Origin of the sequence: Aureimonas altamirensis, from assembly GCF_001463885.1 — a bacterium.
Lineage (GTDB): Bacteria > Pseudomonadota > Alphaproteobacteria > Rhizobiales > Rhizobiaceae > Aureimonas > Aureimonas altamirensis.
This window is the reverse complement of the sequence record NZ_BBWQ01000007.1, coordinates 1-16,126: the sequence shown is the minus strand read 5'-3', so window position 1 is coordinate 16,126 and position 16,126 is coordinate 1. Positions and strand designations below refer to the sequence as shown.

The following is a 16,126-nucleotide window of genomic DNA, read 5'->3' as shown; positions in this document are numbered from 1 at the left end:
TTCGATTGTTTCCAGTTCAGGGATATTTCGATGGCCAAGGCCGCACCCACAACGCCGGTCGCCGACGTCGCCCGCGCGCCCACCTACATCCTCAGCGACGGCGTATCGCAACGCGTGATCCAGCCCGGTCGGCGCGAGACGCTGCAGGCAGTTGCGGGGCGACGCTACAAGCTGATGCGCATGGACGCGGCGGGCGCCAAGCCGGTGGCGGATGTGATCGCCATCGCGGATGGCGGCACGCAAGACGGCCATCTTCGGCTCATGACGGGCGACCACACGGAAATCGTCATACGCGACTTCTTCAAGGCGCCGGACACCAGCATCGACATTCCACGCCCCGAGGGGGACACGCTGACCCTCGACAGGACAACGTCTCCCATTGCCCGAGGGGCGGACGGCAGCGATCTGCTCGGCATGGCCGGGACGCGAAGCGGCCTCGGACCGCTCGCCCAGGAGTTTGCCGGGCACTTCGACGTTCTGTCGGCAGACCGGTTCGCAACGGCGCTTGCCTGGAGCGGCGCGTTGGAAAGCGCCGCACCCGCCGCGGCCACAACCCTGGGCGGTATTCTTGGATCGGCGGTCGCAAGCACCGGGCCGGCAGCCGTTTTGGGATCGTCCAGCGTTGCGGTGGGCGTCGGCGCTCTGGCGGGCGTGGGTGCGGTCGTTGCGGGCGTCGCGGGAGCTTCAGGCTCAAGCAGCAGCAGTTCCACCGCGAACAGTAACTCCAACACGAACAATACCGCGACCACGGATCCGCTGGCTCCGGTGATCGCAGTCGAGACGATTGCCGGCGACTACCGGATCAACGCCAACGAGTACAAGGCGATCGTCGGAACGACGGATGCTCCAGGCCCTGGCCTGACTGTGTCGGGCGGGACGCTGCGCGTCGAAAACGGAAACATTCTCACCGTGAAGTGGGCCGGATTGGAGAAACAGGTCGCCGTTGTCGACGGCAAGTGGAGCGTCACCTTCCCGGCGAATGAGATTCCAGCAACGGACGGCAACTATTCGATTACGGTCCACGTCAAGAATGCGGCAGGAAAGGAAAAGACCGAGGCGCATGAGCTGCCGATCGATCGCACGGCTTCTATCGGAATCGACCCGGCTACCGCCGATGGTGTCGTAAACGCTTCGGAATTGAACAGCGGCATCACGCTGACCGGAACCACGGACTTCGAGAACGGCCGCTCGATCGTCATCACCGTCGGCAGCACCAAGAAGACTGTGACGGCCGAAAGCGGGCACTGGAGTGCGGCATTCTCCAAGTCGGAACTGCCCACCGGTTCCGGAGGCGCGGTGTTCCTGAGCGGAACGGATGAAGCCGGCAACGAGGCAATGGTGTTTGCCAACCTTTCCTACGACCTGACGGCATCCCTTAGCATCGGCACGATCGGCGGTGATGACCGGCTCAATGCCGCGGATATCAATGCAGGCACCATCGTGGTCAGCGGGACATCCAGCGATATCGAAGACGGTCGCAAGGTTACGGTCACCTGGGGTGGGGTCAGCCGCGAAGCGACCATCGCTTCCAACGGGACTTGGACGGTAAGCTTCACCGCAGCGGATGTTCCGGCCGACGGGGTATCCAGCATCACGGCTGCCGCTACCGACAAGGCAGGCAACTCGGCCTCGGCAAGCCATAGCCTGACTGTAGACCGCGTCGCGCCGACGATTGCCATAAACACGATTGCGACCGACGATCGCGTCAATGCGGCGGAAGCGTCCACCGACGTCATAATCACCGGCACGACGAACGCCGTTAATGGCGCAACCGTAACCGTGATCTGGAACGATGTGAGCCAACAAGGCACCGTCACGAACGGCGCCTGGACGGTCAAGTACGGGTCGGGGCAGGTGCCGGGGAACAATTCCTACGCGATTACGGCAACCGTCAACGACGCGGCAGGCAACCAAGGCTCCGCAGCCCGCACGATCGTGGTTGCGAAAGACCCGATGCTGCAGACCATCAGCGCCACTGCCGGCTACCGGATCGATGGGGCATCGGCCGGAGACAACTTCGCCTACAGCGTCTCTCATTTCGGCGACGTCAATGGCGACGGCATTGCCGACATTCTGGTGGGCAGCCCGGGAGATGGGTCCGGTCGCGCCTATGTGCTCTTCGGCAGTACCGCGCCGACCGACATCCAATTGTCAGGCATCGCGGCAGGAACGGGACAAGGCTTCGCCATCAACGGCGAAAGTGCCGGCGATGAAGCCGGGTCCATGGTTTCCTATGCCGGAGATATCAACGGAGACGGCCTGTCGGACATTCTCTTGACCGCACCCGGCAGTGATTATGCCGGCGCTGGCGGTGGCCGCGCCTATGTCGTCTTCGGCAAGACCGGCAGCGCGGCGGTGGCCCTGTCGTCGCTGGACCCTCAGCATGGCTTCGCACTGGCCGGCCTGTCCGGCACCGGCGCCGACATGACCATCGCACCCGCCGGCGACATCAATGGCGACGGCCTGACCGATCTGATCGTCGGCGCACCCGCAACGTCGAGCGGGGTCGGCGCCGCCTATATCCTGTTCGGCTCCACATCGGGCGGGTTCGGCCAAACCTTCTTCGATCAGGTCGGCGGCAGCGGCGCAGACACCATGAGCGACGGTGGCGTGGTCAAAAGCCTCGCCGGCGGCGAAGGCAACGACGTCATCCGGCTGTCCGCCGCCAGTGTGGCCTACGGCGGCGCCGGAAACGACACGTTCGAGATTGCGGATCAGGCGGTCATCACCGCGCTGGCCTCCAGCTTCGGAAACGGCGGCAACACGGCACGATTGGCGCATATCGACGGCGGTAGCGGCATCGATACGCTGAAGCTGACGGGCAGCGGATTGAATCTCAATCTCGGCAGCATCACAAACCGCAGTGCCGGGACGGCGGTGGACGGCCTGGACAGGCTATCGTCCATCGAGATCGTCGACATCACCGGAAGCGGCGATAACACGCTGACGCTCTCGATCCACGATGTGCTGGATCTGGCCGGAAGCAACATCTTCAACGACAGCAACGGGGCGGGCTTCGGTGGGTCGGTGCCCAGGCACCAGATGATCGTGAAATCGGATGCCGCCGATCACGTCATCCTGAGCGATCAGGCCGATTGGTATTCCGCCGGTACCGTGACATGGGGCGGAACCACGTACACAGCCTATTTGGGGCTGGATGCCTACGCGGCGATCTACCTGGAACATCCAATCGTCTAGCCACAGGCGGGCGATCGGGCAGGATACTGCCCGGTCGCTTCTTCAGATGGATTTGGTCAGCCCATCGATATCGCGCAGGCGCTTCAACATGCCTTCCATCCGATCCAGCGGAACCATGTTCGGCCCGTCGGATGGCGCATTGTCGGGGTCTTCATGCGTTTCGATGAACAGCCCGGCAACGCCCACCGCCACCGCGGCGCGCGCGAGCGTCTCTACAAAGCGGCGCTCGCCGCCCGAGGAAGCGCCCTGCCCGCCCGGCTGCTGAACCGAATGGGTGGCATCGAACACGACCGGGGAGCCGGTCTCGGCCATGATCGGCAGCGCACGGAAATCCGACACCAGCGTATTGTAGCCGAAGGATGCGCCCCGTTCCGTCAACAACACGTTCGGGTTGCCGCTCTCGGTTACCTTGGCGGCAACGTTGCGCATGTCCCACGGCGCAAGGAACTGCCCCTTCTTGATGTTCACGACGCGGCCGGTTCTGGCAGCGGCGATCAGAAGGTCGGTCTGACGGCACAGGAAGGCCGGTATCTGCAGAACGTCGCAGACGGCTCCCACTTCGGCGCACTGGGCCTCGGTGTGCACGTCGGTCAGCACCGGGATGTCGAACTGGCGCGAAACCTCTTCGAAGACGGGTAGCGCTTCGGCCAGCCCGATGCCCCGCCGGCCGGACAGGCTGGTGCGGTTGGCCTTGTCGAAACTGGCCTTGAAGACATAGCCGATGCCGAGATCCGACGTCAGGCGTACCATGCGCTCTGCGATCATCATCGCATGATCGCGGCTTTCCATCTGGCACGGGCCCGCGATCAGGGCAAAAGGCAGTTTCTGCGAAAAGGAAACCTGGCGCAGCGTCACCGTTTCATTGGCGTTCGACATGGCAGGATATCTCCAACTCTGGCGTCAGACGAGGCGCGACCGCTCCACCGCCGCCTGCACGAAGGATGCAAACAGCGGATGCGGCTCGAAAGGCCGGGACTTCAATTCGGGATGATACTGCACGCCGATAAACCAGGGATGATCCTGAAGTTCGACCGTTTCCGGCAGAAGCCCATCGGGCGACATTCCGCTGAAATCCATGCCGGCCTGTTCCAGCCGCTCGCGGTAGGCACGGTTGACCTCGTAGCGATGGCGATGCCGCTCGCTGATCTCGGTCGTTCCGTAGATGTCTGCGATGCGCGATCCCGGCTTCAGCGAAGCGGTATAGGCGCCGAGACGCATCGTGCCTCCAAGATCGCCCTGCGAAGCGCGCGTTTCCAGCTCGTTGCCCTTCAACCATTCGGTCATGATGCCCACGACCGGCTCGGCTGCCGGCCCGAACTCGGTGGACCCGGCATTCTCGACACCGGCAAGCGAGCGGGCCGCCTCGATGACTGCCATCTGCATGCCGAAGCAGATGCCGAAATAAGGCACCTTGTGCTCACGTGCGAAACGCGCGGCCAGGATCTTGCCTTCCGATCCGCGCTCGCCGAAGCCGCCCGGCACGAGAATGCCGCTGACCCGGTCGAGATAGGGGGTCGGGTCTTCCTTTTCGAAGATCTCGGACTCGATCCAGTCGAGCTTGACGCGCACCCGGTTCGAGATGCCGCCATGCTGCAAAGCCTCGATCAGGGATTTGTAGGCGTCCTTCAGGCCCGTATATTTGCCCACGATGGCGATGGTGACTTCGCCTTCCGGACTGCGGATTCCGTTGACGACCTGGTGCCAGCGCTCGAGCTTGGGTGCGGGCGCCGGATCGATTCCGAAGGCGGCCAGAACCTCGGTGTCCAGCCCTTCCTTGTGATAGGCGATGGGCACATCGTAGATCGTCGCGACATCCAGGGCCTGGATAACGGCGGATTCCCGCACGTTGCAGAACAGGCTCATCTTGCGGCGCTCTTCGCTGGGGATGGGCCTGTCGGCCCGTACCAGCAGGATATCGGGCTGAATGCCGATGGACCGCAATTCCTTGACGGAGTGCTGGGTGGGCTTGGTCTTCAATTCCCCGGCGCTCGGAATGTAGGGCATCAGCGTCAAATGGATGTACACGGCGCCGCCGCGCGGAAGCTCGTTGCCGAGCTGGCGGATCGCCTCGAAGAAGGGCAGTGCCTCGATATCGCCGACCGTGCCGCCGATTTCCACCAGCACGAAGTCCACATCCTCGTTGCCGTCCAGCACGAAGGCCTTGATGGCGTCCGTCACATGCGGAATCACCTGTACGGTAGCGCCCAGATAATCGCCACGGCGTTCCTTGGCGATGATCTCCTTGTAGATCCGACCGGTGGTGATGTTGTCCATCTTGGTCGCCGGGCGGCCGGTGAACCGCTCGTAATGGCCAAGGTCCAGATCGGTCTCGGCACCATCGTCGGTCACGAAGACCTCGCCGTGCTGGGTCGGGCTCATCGTGCCCGGATCGACGTTCAGGTAGGGGTCGAGCTTACGAAGCCGCACACGGTATCCCCTGGCCTGGAGCAATGCGCCCAGTGCCGATGAGGCTATGCCTTTGCCAAGGGAGGAAACCACGCCGCCGGTGATGAATATATATCGCGCCATGGGCCTTCTCGATAACCGCTCACAGGAAAATACGCCAGAAGAAATTTCCGGCTCAATGGAAACGGGGCGCGATGAGCGCCCCGCCTGGCATGTCTTGCAGATGTCTGCCCGTTACTGGGCCTGGCCCTGCGGGGCTGCATCCTGCGGCGTTGCGCCGGGGGCAGGCTGCTCCACCGGCGGCACGGTCGGCGCGTCCGATGCATTGGGCGCTTGCGGCGCAGGATTGGCCGGCACCTGCTGGGCCGGAGCAGACGGCGTTGCGCCGAAGGGCACGCCCGTCTGGGGCTCGGCGGGTGCCGCGGCGGGCGCCTCGCCCGGCTGCTGGTCCGGCAGACCGCCGAGCTGATCGAGCAGCGATCCGCCCTCGCCCTCTACCGCGCCGGGCACGCTCTGCCCGGCCGGCACACGGTCGAAGACATTGGTGGGCGTGCCGCCGTAGCGGGCGAGAATCGCCAGTGCCAGCGATGTCACGAAAAAGCAGGCCGCAAGAATCGCCGTTGTCCGCGTCAGGGCGTTGGCCGCGCCGCGCGCCGTCATCAGGCCGCCGCCGCCACCACCGCCCATGCCGAGCGCGCCCCCCTCGGACCGCTGGAGCAGGACCACGACGACCAGCGCCAGAACGACGAGCAGGTGAATGACGATCAGAACGGTTTGCATGGGCGTGTGTCTGCGGCTTTCATCTTCGGAATTGCGGCGTGTCTTATAGGACGGGGCCGAAAATGCCAATCGTTTTAGGGCAACGCTTAAGCCAGCGTCCGCACGCCGTCGCATATCGCGACGATATCGGCCGATTTCAAGCTGGCGCCGCCGACCAGCGCGCCATCGACATTGTCGACGGCAAGAAGCGTGGCGCAATTGCCCGGCTTCACCGAACCGCCGTACAGAAGCCGCATGGCGCGGCCGGCATCTCCGAACCGCTCGGAAAGGCGGGCGCGCATGAAGCCATGCGCCTCTGCCACATCATCCACGGTGGGCGTCCTGCCGGTGCCGATGGCCCAGACCGGCTCGTAGGCGACGATGACCGTGTCCGCCGTCGCGCCGTCCGGCACCGAGCCGGCAAGCTGGCGGCCCAGCACGTCCAGCGTTTGCCCGGTCTCCCGCTCGCTTTCGGTCTCGCCGATGCAGATGACGGCCGTCAGGCCCGCCGCACGCGCGGCCTCCGCCTTGGCCCGGACAATATCATCCGTTTCGCCGTGCAAGGTGCGGCGCTCCGAATGGCCGACGATGACGTGGGTGGCCCCGGCATCCGCCAGCATCGCTGCGGAAATGTTTCCGGTGAAGGCGCCCTCCTGGCGCTCGTGGCAATCCTGCCCGCCAACCGGAAAGGCATCGCCCACGGTCTGGGCGGCGGCGGCGACGAGCGTGGCGGGCGGGCAGATCAAAAGATCGACATGAGAGAGATGTCCGCCGGCGACGGCGTCGCGCATGGCGCGCAGCTCTTCCAGACTGGCCGTCAGCCCGTTCATCTTCCAGTTGCCGGCGATCAGCTTGCGTGCGGACATTCCTGCTCTCCCCTCCTGTGTCGACCGTCCGGATAGCCGCAGCGTGGCGCAAAATCAAACCATGCGGCTTGCACGGGCCGGCCACTCCTTCCTATTAGGGGGCGAACCGGCCTATTAGAGGGCAAACGGAACAGGAGAACGCCGTCCAATGATGAACCAGATGCGGAAGGGTGTGGGCGGTTTCACCGCCAAGCTTCTGTTGGGCCTTCTGGTGCTCAGCTTCGTCGTCTGGGGCATCGCGGACGGCTTCAACATGGCAGGCAGCCCCAACACGGTCATCTCGGCCGGTGGCACCGATGTCTCCACCCGCGAGTATCAGCAGGCCTACGGCCAGGCGATCAACCGCGTCAGCACGCAGCTACAGCGCCGTCCGACGCCGGAGGAGCAGGCAGCCCTGAACATCGACCAGCAGGTCTTGTCGCAGTTGACCAGCGTCGCCCTTCTGGACGAGGAAGCCCGTCGGCTTGGCCTTTCCCTGTCGGACGAAGGCCTTGCGCGCCGTATCGCCAACGAACCCGCCTTCCGCGATTCGTCGGGCAACTACTCGGCCAACACCGCAAGGCTGGTCCTGCAGCGCGCCAACCTGACCGAAGAGCAGTACGCCGCAGAAGAGCGCAAGATGTCGCGCCGCATCCAGGTGATGGATGCGGTAACGGGCGGCATGGCCCTGCCCGCCGCCTTCTCGGATGCGATGGGCACCTACAATGGCGAGCGGCGCACCATCGCCGCGATCACGCTTCCGCCCATCCCGGCATCCGAGATTCCCGAGCCGGACGACGCGGCCGTCCAGGCGCTCTACGACGACACCTCCGAGGATTACGCGATCCCCGAGCTGCGCTCCTATTCCTATGTCGCGCTGGTGCCCGAGCAGCTCTTCGACCCGGCATCCATCACCGAGGACGAGATCGAAGCCGAGTACACCGGCAACATCGCAGACTTCACCACGCCGGAACGGCGCCGCGTGCAGCAGATCGTCTTCCCCGACCGGGCAGCGGCAGACGCGGCGGCGGCGGCGATGGCCGGCGGCCAGAGCTTTGCGGATGCGGCGCGCGCCGCCGGCCGCAGCGACGCGGACGTAGAGCTGGGGCTGCGCACGGCCGACCAGATCCCCGATACGGTGGTGCGTGATGCCGCTTTCGGGCTGCAGCCGAACCAGCCGAGCGGCGTCGTGGAAGGGCTGTTCGGGCCCGTCATCGTGCAGGTCACCGAAATCCAGCCGGCCGAGGTGCGGAGCCTCGATGCCGTGCGCGACGAGATCCGTCAGCAGCTTGCCGCGGTGCGCGCCAATGCCCGCGCCACGGAAGCCTACACCGCCATCCAGGATTCGCTCGGCTCGGGTGCCACGCTTGCCGAGGCTGCGGAAGCCGCCGGCCTTGAGCTGACCTCCGTTCAGGGCATCGACCAGAAGGGCCGCAACGCCGACGGACAGGAAATCGAGAACCTTGTCGGCGGCAGCGACCTCTTGACCGCCTTGTTCCTGGCCCAGCCCGGAACGGCGGCAGAGCCGGTCAATTTCGCGACGGGCTCCTATGTCTTCTTCGACCTGACGGACATCCAGGAAGCACAAGAGCGGCCGCTGGACGAGGTCCGTGACCGCGTCGTCGCGGACTGGAAGACCGACGAGGGCGACCGTCTCCAGGAAGAGCGCGCCAAGGCGATGGTGGAACGCGCCAGGGCCGGAACCAGCCTTGCCGACATCGCCGCCGAGGCTGGGCTTTCGGTCCAGACGACATCCGGGCTGACGCGCGCCAGCGGCCCCTCGCAGATCGGCCAGCCGGCCACGATGGCGGCATTCGAAGGGCCGCAGGGCCACGTAGCGGATGCCCCGGCATCCACGGACGGGAGCTGGATGGTTCTGCAGGTGACGGAGACATCCCTGCCGGCGGACCCGCGTGCAAGCGTGCAGGCCGGGCTTGTGGACCAGATGAACGACATGGCCGACAACGACCTGCTGCAAGGCTTCGTGGCGCGCCTGCAGCGCGACATTCCGGTGGAATACCATCAGCAGGCGATGGACCAGGTCCGTGGGGTGCTGCAGTGACAGCCGGGCTGAAGCCGCTTCTTGCCAAGGTTGCAGACCGTCAGGTGCTGACGCGCGAGGAGGCCCGCGCAGCCTTTTCGGTGCTGATGTCGGGGGATGCGACGCCCTCGCAGATCGGCGGCTTTCTTATGGCGCTGCGCGTCCGCGGCGAGGCGGTGGACGAGATCGCCGGTGCGGTCGACGTTCTGCGCGCGCATATGGCGCGCGTCGACGGCGTTGATGCGGATGCCGTGGATATCGTCGGCACCGGCGGCGACCATGCGGGCACGCTCAACATTTCTACCTGCACGGCGTTCGTCGTGGCCGGCTGCGGCGTCACCGTCGCCAAGCACGGCAACCGCGCCCTTTCGTCCAAATCCGGCGCGGCCGACGTGCTGGCGGCGCTGGGCGTCGATGTGGACCTGCCGCCGGAAGCCATCGGCCCCGTGATCGCCAAGGCCGGCATCGGCTTCATGTTTGCGCCGACGCACCACTCGGCCATGCGCTTCGTGGGTCCAAGCCGGGTCGAGCTTGGCACCCGCACCATCTTCAACATGCTGGGTCCGCTGGCCAACCCTGCGGGCGTGCGCCGCATGCTGCTGGGCGTCTACGATCCGCAATGGCTGCTCCCTTTGGCCGAAAGTCTTGCCGCCCTTGGCACGGAACGGGCCTTCGTCGTGCATGGCGACGGGCTGGACGAGATCACCGTCTGCGGGTCGACGGAGATCGCCGTGCTCCGCGATGGTGCGATCAGCAGCTTTACCATCACGCCGGAGGAGTTCGGCCTGAAACGCCGGCAGTTGGACGAGATACGCGGCGGCGACGGCGCGGCCAATGCAGTCGCCCTTCGGCGGGTGCTCGAGGGCGAGGCCGGGGCCTACCGCGATATCGTTCTGTTGAATGCGGCGGCTGCCCTTTGCGTCGCCGGCCGGACAGACGAAATCGGCGAAGGCCTTGTGCAGGCGGCCCGCGCCATCGACGACGGCTCCGCGCTCCATAGCCTAGATACGCTGGTGGCGACCACGCGCGACATGAGGAAGACCATCGCATGAGCGACATTCTGGCGAAGATCGAAGCCTACAAGCTGGAAGAGATCGCAGCCGCGAAGGCCAAGGTCTCGCTCGGTGAACTGGAAGCCCGTGCCCGCGCCCAGTCGGCGCCGCGCGGCTTTGCCGATGCCCTGGCCCGCAAACAGGCGTCGGGCCATTACGGGCTGATCGCCGAAATCAAGAAGGCAAGCCCGTCCAGGGGGGTGATCCGGCCCGATTTCGAGCCGGCGCTTCTGGCAGAGGCCTACCAGGCCGGCGGTGCCGCCTGCCTCAGCGTCCTGACCGACGGGCCGAGTTTCCAGGGGGCGCCGTCCTTCCTGACGGCGGCGCGGGAGGCAACGCACCTGCCCGCCCTGCGCAAGGATTTCATGTTCGATACCTATCAGGTGGCGGAAGCACGCGCCTGGGGCGCGGACGCGATCCTGATCATCATGGCCAGCCTGGACGACGCCAAAGCCGCCGAGATCGAGGATGCGGCGATCCATCATGGCATGGACTGCCTGATCGAGGTGCATGACGAGACCGAGATGGAGCGCGCCCTCAAGCTGCGTTCGCCTCTCGTCGGGATCAACAACCGCAATCTCAGGACTTTCGAAACAGACCTCGCCGTGGCCGAGCGTCTTGCCCCTATGGTGCCCGAAGAGCGCATCCTCGTCGGGGAAAGCGGCATCTTCACCCATGCCGACTGCGAGCGCCTGGCAAAATCGGGCATCCTTTCCTTCCTGGTCGGGGAAAGCCTGATGAGGCAGGACGACGTTACCGCCGCCACGCGCCGCCTTCTGGGCCTGCAGATCCATGGAGAGGCGGTTTGACGGCAGGCACCCTCACCCATCTCGACGCCACGGGTGCCGCCAGCATGGTGGATGTCGGCGACAAGCCGGCCACGCGGCGCGAGGCCATGGCCGAAGGGCTTGTCCTGATGCGCCCGGAGACGCTGGCGCTCATCGTGGACAATGCCGTGCGCAAGGGCGACGTCGTCGCCATAGCGCGGATCGCCGGTATCATGGGCGCCAAGAAGACCAGCGAGCTCATTCCGTTGTGCCACCCGCTGATGCTCGACAAGGTGTCGGTGGACATTGCGCCCGAACCAGCCCTGCCCGGCCTGCGCGTTACGGCCATGGCGCGCGTCTCGGGCCCGACCGGGGTGGAGATGGAGGCGCTCACGGCGGTGTCCGTGGCCTGCCTGACCATCTACGACATGGCCAAGGGTGTCGACCGGGACATGGCCATTTCCAATATCCGCCTTCTGACCAAGTCGGGCGGCAGCTCGGGCGACTGGCGGGCAGAAGGATCACCGTCTTGAGCCTGATGCCGGTAGAGGAAGCCCTCTCCCGGCTTCTGCACGGGGTTGGCCCCGTCTTGGAAACGGAAACCGTCGCGCTGCGCGCCGCTGCGGGCCGTGTGCTTGCCGACGATATCTCCGCCCTGCGGACGCAGCCGCCATTCGACGCTTCCGCGATGGATGGCTACGCCGTGCGGGCCGCCGATGCCTCCAAGGGCGCGGTCCTTAAGGTTACCGGCATTTCGGCCGCAGGCGCGGCATTCGCCGGCACCGTCGAGCCGGGAGCCGCGGTGCGCATCTTTACCGGGGCGCCCCTGCCCGCAGGCGCGGACACGGTACTGATTCAGGAAAACGCGACGCTCGAAGCGCCGGATACGTTGCGTGTCGATGTCGCGGCGGAACCGGCACGCCATATCAGAAAAGCCGGCCTCGACTTTGCGCACGGGGCCGTGCTGCTGCAGGCGGGTCTGCACTTGCGCGCTGGCCACGTTGCGCTTGCCGCCAGCGCCGGCCACCCGCAACTTCCCGTCCGGCGCCGGCCGCGCGTTGCCATTCTGGCCACCGGCGACGAACTGGTGATGCCAGGCGAAAGCACCGGCCCCGACCAGATCGTAGCCTCCAACGGGTTCGGCCTTGCCGCGATGGTGGAAGCCCATGGAGGCGACGTGCTGGACCTTGGCATAGCGCCGGACGACCTGGCCGTGCTGGAGGCTCGGCTTGCGGAAGCAGAGGATGCGCGCGCGGATGTCATCGTCACCATCGGCGGCGCCTCGGTCGGCGACCGCGACCTCGTAGCCCCGGCCCTGCAGGCGCGCGGCGTCGAGCTGGATTTCTGGAAGGTGGCCATGCGCCCCGGAAAGCCCGTCATGGCGGGCCGCAAGGGCGCGCTGCGGGTTATCGGGCTGCCGGGCAACCCGGCATCGACCATGGTGGCCGCAACACTGTTCCTGCGCCCCCTTGTCCGCCGTCTTGCGGGGCTTGGCGCGGGTTTGGGCCTCCAGCGCGGCGTCCTGTCTGCGGCAATGCCACAAGGCGGTGAGCGCGCCGACTTCGTGCGTGCCCGCCTGCATTACCCGCCAGAGGGCGCACCGCAGGTGGAAGCCTTGCCACGGCAGGATTCGTCCCTTCTGTCCATCTACGCGCTTGCCGATGCACTTCTGTATCGCCCCGTTGCCGCACCCGCCGCGGAAGCCGGACAGGACTGTCTGTTCATCCCCCTCGATTAGGGCGCCATGAACGCTTGCAGAACACAACTGGAACAGCTAGGTTTGTTCTGGTTTTGTTTTTCATCGATTCCGGGGGCGGCACGTGCTAACGCGCAAACAGCATGATCTCTTGATGTTCATTCACGAGAGGCTGCATTCCGCCGGCGTTCCGCCTTCCTTCGACGAGATGAAGGACGCGCTCGACCTGCGGTCGAAGTCCGGCATCCACCGCCTGATCACCGCGCTGGAGGAGCGTGGGTTCATCCGCCGCCTGCCCAACCGGGCGCGGGCGCTGGAGGTCGTCAAGCTACCCGAGTCGATGGCACGCAGCGGCCGGGGTGCAGCCTCTGCCCCCACGCCGTCCAACGTCGTCTCCCTGGCCGAACAGTCTGCCGCATCGGGCCTGGCGGCGCGCCGCCGGGTAGCCCCTGCGGCAAACGATGCCGATGCCGGTATCAGCATTCCCGTCATGGGCCGCATCGCGGCGGGTGTGCCCATATCCGCCATCCAGAACAACACCCATAGCCTGACGCTGCCACCGGACATGATTGGCCCCGGCGAGCATTATGCGCTGGAGGTTTCCGGCGACTCGATGGTGGAAGCCGGGATTCTGGATGGGGATACGGTCGTGATCCGCCGGGTGGATACGGCAACGCCGGGCGATATCGTCGTCGCGCTGGTGGACGACGAGGAAGCGACCCTGAAGCGGTTCCGCCGCAAGGGCACCGCAATCGCACTGGAGGCAGCAAACCCCGCCTACGAAACCCGGATATTCAATTCGGATCGGGTTCAGGTGCAGGGGCGGCTGGTGGGCCTGATACGGCGCTACTGACGGTTTCTTTCGGCATACCGCCGGTCTTGGCTTCGCCGTCCTTCTTCCAGTATTCCGGCCATGCCGCCTTGCGGTGCACGTTCCATTCCGGCGGGTCAGCCGGGATGGACGGCGTCACCACCAGCCTCCCCCCATCACCGCGGGATATGGCAAGGGAGCCGGTCCGGCGCAGGCTGCGCAACGTGACCAGCGTTGCGCCTCTATTTGAACATCGGTTGCGGCGAAGCGCCCGCGCCACGATCACAAGGTCTGCCTCGGCGCAAAGCCTGTCCGTTTCCTCCAGGGAGTCCGTCCACGCCAGGCGGATACCGGATGCGGTGGCAAGCTGGCAGGCGGGCGGTTCGCAGGGCAGCGGGCCATCCGCGCCAGGCGGGCCGAAACGCCTTTCCCACTGGTTCGCGATAAAGCGGCCCGGGCGCTTCCCCAGATAGGAAATGTGCCCGGCATCGACCAGCGCGACTTTCGTGCCATCCTCGTAGATCAGGATATCCGGCGGCAGTGCCCCACCCATTGCAAGAACGCCGCCCAAGACTGCTGCCGGCAGTGCCAGCCAACGCAGCGCGCTGGCCAGAAAGCACGCCATAAACAGTGCAAGCGACAGGGCAATAAGCGAGGGTGCCGGCAAGGCCATGCCGCCCTGATCGGGGAAGGTCTCGGCCAGATAGCGCGTCACCATGAAAACCACGGACAAGCCCCATCCCATCACGTGCAGAAAAGGCGCGTCGAGGCCGAACGGCATCGCAAGAGCCGCGGCAAGCGCCGCCGGCATGACCCAGAAGCTGAACAAGGGCATCGTCGCCACGTTGGCCAGGATGCCGTACGGCGCCAGCCTCTGAAAATGATAGAGGCCGTAAGGGGCGGTCGCTGCCCCGGCCACTGCCGATGCGATACAGGCGACGGCAAGCCACGCGAAGGGGCGCAGGCCCTTCTCTTCGCCGGGTGGCGTCTGCCACCGCCGCGTCAGGACAGCGGCAAGACCCACCAGGGCGGCGGTTGCGGCAAAGGACATCTGGAAACTGGCCGTCAGGGCAGCGTGGGGCGCGATCGTCAGGACGGCGATGGCGGCAAGGGTGACATTGCGCAGCGTCAGCGCGGGTTTCTCCATCAGGACGGCAACCAGCATGATCGCGATCATGATGTAGGAGCGCTCGGTCGCGACGTTGGGCCCTGCAATTGCCATATAGCCCGTCGTGGCCATCAGGGCCGCAACGGCACCTGCCTTGCGCGGCGAAACCGGCGACAGGATCGGCGGTAGCAGCACCAGCAGGCTGCGCACGGCCGCCATGACGAAACCCGCCACAAGCACCATGTGAAAGCCCGAAATGGACAGCACATGCGACAGGCCGGTGATGCGGAAAATCTCGTCGATCTCGTCGGGGATGCCCGTGCGCTCACCCGATATCAGCGCGGCGGCCACCGCCCCCTCCGCGCCCGGCAGGACCGCCCTGATCCTGCGGGACATGTCGACACGCAGGCCGATCAGCCATTCGGCGAAACGCTCCGATAGCGACGACGGCGTCTGATACGGGATGGACTCGGGCGGGCCCAGCGAGAAACCGTAGGCGCCCACACCGTCGAAGAAGGCGCCGAAGGCAAAATCATATCCATCCGGGAAGGCCGGCCCGCTGGGCGGCCCCAGGCGCACCAGGCCGCGATAGATGCCGCCGATGGGAATGGGCTCGTGGCGGCTGGAAACGGCGATGCGCATGCGCTGGGGCGGCCGCGACAAGACCGGCCTTTCCGTTTCCTCCAGATCCACGATGTAGCGCATCTTGCCGTTCTCGTCGGCTTCGCGCATCGCGACGCGCCCCGTTACCGAAACGGTGGCGCCACCCGACAGGATCGTCGTCTGCGTCCGTGCAAGTTCCACGTGGCACAGAAGCTGGCCGGCGGCGAGCGTACACGCCAGCGCCAGCATTGCCCTCAGGACGCAGCGGGCCAGCGGCGGCGCCTCGTTTGCGGCATATAGAGCCACGAGAGAGGCGACCAGAATGGCCACGCAGTAAGGCGGAGGGATCCGCAGGCCGGCCGCATAGAAGAGCGCGATGGCAAGGATGAGACCCGGCGAAACGAAATGGATGTGGCTGCGTGCCGATGCCTCGCGCTCGAATGCGGAACGCAGTCGACTCATTCTCCGGATCATCCCCTGCAACAGGCTGCTTGCCTGGCCTCTCTCCTATGATACACAGCGGCATGAACGGCACGGATTGCTGCGGCCCGAATTGGCCTCCGAGCGTCGCGTTATCCAAAGCTTGCGCCTTTTGAGCGCGCAAACCGGCCGTTAAAGACAACTGGAGTTTTCATGACCGAGACCGTGGTCACCCGCTTCGCGCCCTCGCCCACCGGATATCTTCATATCGGCGGAGCCCGGACGGCGCTGTTCAATTGGCTTTATGCCCGTCATCACGGCGGCAAGATGCTGCTGCGCATCGAGGATACGGATCGCGAGCGCTCCACCGATGCGGCGGTGACGGCCATCATCGACGGGTTGTCGTGGCTGGGTCTCGAC

Annotated in this window: 13 protein-coding genes; 8 read left to right on the top strand and 5 right to left on the bottom strand. The window is 65.7% G+C overall.

Annotation, left to right across the window (positions count from 1 at the left end):
- Positions 1–30: 30 nt before the first annotated feature.
- Positions 31–3,198: an Ig-like domain-containing protein gene (locus tag AUL31_RS04720; RefSeq protein WP_060602143.1), complete on the top strand. Its 3,168-nt coding sequence runs from the start codon at positions 31–33 to the stop codon at positions 3,196–3,198.
- Positions 3,199–3,240: 42 nt separating this feature from the next.
- Here the strand turns inward: AUL31_RS04720 and kdsA are convergent, their stop codons facing one another.
- The 4 genes from kdsA to tpiA all read right to left on the bottom strand — a co-directional run bounded on the left by kdsA (position 3,241) and on the right by tpiA (position 7,229).
- Positions 3,241–4,074, bottom strand: a complete 834-nt coding sequence (kdsA, locus tag AUL31_RS04715) for a 3-deoxy-8-phosphooctulonate synthase (protein WP_060602140.1) — start codon at positions 4,072–4,074, stop codon at positions 3,241–3,243.
- Between the two features lie 24 nt (positions 4,075–4,098).
- The gene (locus tag AUL31_RS04710; protein ID WP_060602137.1) at positions 4,099–5,727 is read right to left on the bottom strand and encodes a CTP synthase; all 1,629 of its coding nucleotides are present in this window, start codon (positions 5,725–5,727) and stop codon (positions 4,099–4,101) included.
- A 111-nt stretch (positions 5,728–5,838) separates the two neighbouring features.
- A complete protein-coding gene (gene secG, locus AUL31_RS04705; protein ID WP_060602134.1) occupies positions 5,839–6,384 on the bottom strand; it encodes a preprotein translocase subunit SecG in 546 nt (181 codons plus the stop codon).
- Positions 6,385–6,470: 86 nt separating this feature from the next.
- On the bottom strand, positions 6,471–7,229 hold the full coding sequence (tpiA, locus tag AUL31_RS04700; RefSeq protein ID WP_060602131.1) for a triose-phosphate isomerase: 759 nt from the start codon (positions 7,227–7,229) through the stop codon (positions 6,471–6,473).
- Between the two features lie 148 nt (positions 7,230–7,377).
- Between tpiA and AUL31_RS04695 the strand changes: the two genes are divergently transcribed.
- The 6 genes from AUL31_RS04695 (at position 7,378) to lexA (ending at position 13,617) form a co-directional block, all read left to right on the top strand.
- Positions 7,378–9,270, top strand: a complete 1,893-nt coding sequence (locus tag AUL31_RS04695; RefSeq protein WP_060602128.1) for a peptidyl-prolyl cis-trans isomerase — start codon at positions 7,378–7,380, stop codon at positions 9,268–9,270.
- Positions 9,267–10,301 (top strand): anthranilate phosphoribosyltransferase, encoded by a 1,035-nt coding sequence (trpD, locus tag AUL31_RS04690; RefSeq protein ID WP_060602123.1) that lies wholly within the window; start codon positions 9,267–9,269, stop codon positions 10,299–10,301. The genes AUL31_RS04695 and trpD overlap by 4 nt, the downstream gene beginning before the upstream one ends.
- Positions 10,298–11,110 (top strand): indole-3-glycerol phosphate synthase TrpC, encoded by an 813-nt coding sequence (trpC, locus tag AUL31_RS04685; protein ID WP_060602120.1) that lies wholly within the window; start codon positions 10,298–10,300, stop codon positions 11,108–11,110. Before trpD ends, trpC begins: the two co-directional genes overlap by 4 nt.
- Positions 11,107–11,601 (top strand): cyclic pyranopterin monophosphate synthase MoaC, encoded by a 495-nt coding sequence (gene moaC / locus AUL31_RS04680; RefSeq protein ID WP_060602118.1) that lies wholly within the window; start codon positions 11,107–11,109, stop codon positions 11,599–11,601. The genes trpC and moaC overlap by 4 nt, the downstream gene beginning before the upstream one ends.
- A gap of 5 nt (positions 11,602–11,606) precedes the next feature.
- Positions 11,607–12,806 carry a molybdopterin molybdotransferase MoeA gene (locus AUL31_RS04675; protein WP_060602115.1) on the top strand — a complete coding sequence of 400 codons (1,200 nt, stop codon included), beginning with the start codon at positions 11,607–11,609 and terminating at the stop codon, positions 12,804–12,806.
- A gap of 82 nt (positions 12,807–12,888) precedes the next feature.
- Positions 12,889–13,617 carry a transcriptional repressor LexA gene (lexA, locus tag AUL31_RS04670; protein WP_060602111.1) on the top strand — a complete coding sequence of 243 codons (729 nt, stop codon included), beginning with the start codon at positions 12,889–12,891 and terminating at the stop codon, positions 13,615–13,617.
- On the opposite strand, the gene AUL31_RS04665 is transcribed toward lexA, so the two are convergent.
- A complete protein-coding gene (locus AUL31_RS04665; protein WP_060602108.1) occupies positions 13,559–15,748 on the bottom strand; it encodes a ComEC/Rec2 family competence protein in 2,190 nt (729 codons plus the stop codon). The genes lexA and AUL31_RS04665 overlap by 59 nt on opposite strands.
- Positions 15,749–15,919: 171 nt before the next feature.
- Here AUL31_RS04665 and AUL31_RS04660 point away from each other — a divergent pair.
- Positions 15,920–16,126 (top strand): glutamate--tRNA ligase family protein (locus AUL31_RS04660; RefSeq protein WP_244489317.1); only part of this gene is annotated, 207 nt, incomplete at its 3' end.

Excerpts from the sequence above, each read along its gene's own strand:
- AUL31_RS04710 (WP_060602137.1), bottom strand. The coding sequence starts at position 5,727 with ATGGCGCGATATATATTCATCACCGGCGGCGTGGTTTCCTCCCTTGGC.
- AUL31_RS04720 (WP_060602143.1), top strand. The coding sequence starts at position 31 with ATGGCCAAGGCCGCACCCACAACGCCGGTCGCCGACGTCGCCCGCGCG.
- tpiA (WP_060602131.1), bottom strand. The coding sequence starts at position 7,229 with ATGTCCGCACGCAAGCTGATCGCCGGCAACTGGAAGATGAACGGGCTG.
- trpC (WP_060602120.1), top strand. The coding sequence starts at position 10,298 with ATGAGCGACATTCTGGCGAAGATCGAAGCCTACAAGCTGGAAGAGATC.
- AUL31_RS04695 (WP_060602128.1), top strand. The coding sequence starts at position 7,378 with ATGATGAACCAGATGCGGAAGGGTGTGGGCGGTTTCACCGCCAAGCTT.
- secG (WP_060602134.1), bottom strand. The coding sequence starts at position 6,384 with ATGCAAACCGTTCTGATCGTCATTCACCTGCTCGTCGTTCTGGCGCTG.
- AUL31_RS04665 (WP_060602108.1), bottom strand. The coding sequence starts at position 15,748 with ATGAGTCGACTGCGTTCCGCATTCGAGCGCGAGGCATCGGCACGCAGC.
- AUL31_RS04675 (WP_060602115.1), top strand. The coding sequence starts at position 11,607 with ATGCCGGTAGAGGAAGCCCTCTCCCGGCTTCTGCACGGGGTTGGCCCC.
- kdsA (WP_060602140.1), bottom strand. The coding sequence starts at position 4,074 with ATGTCGAACGCCAATGAAACGGTGACGCTGCGCCAGGTTTCCTTTTCG.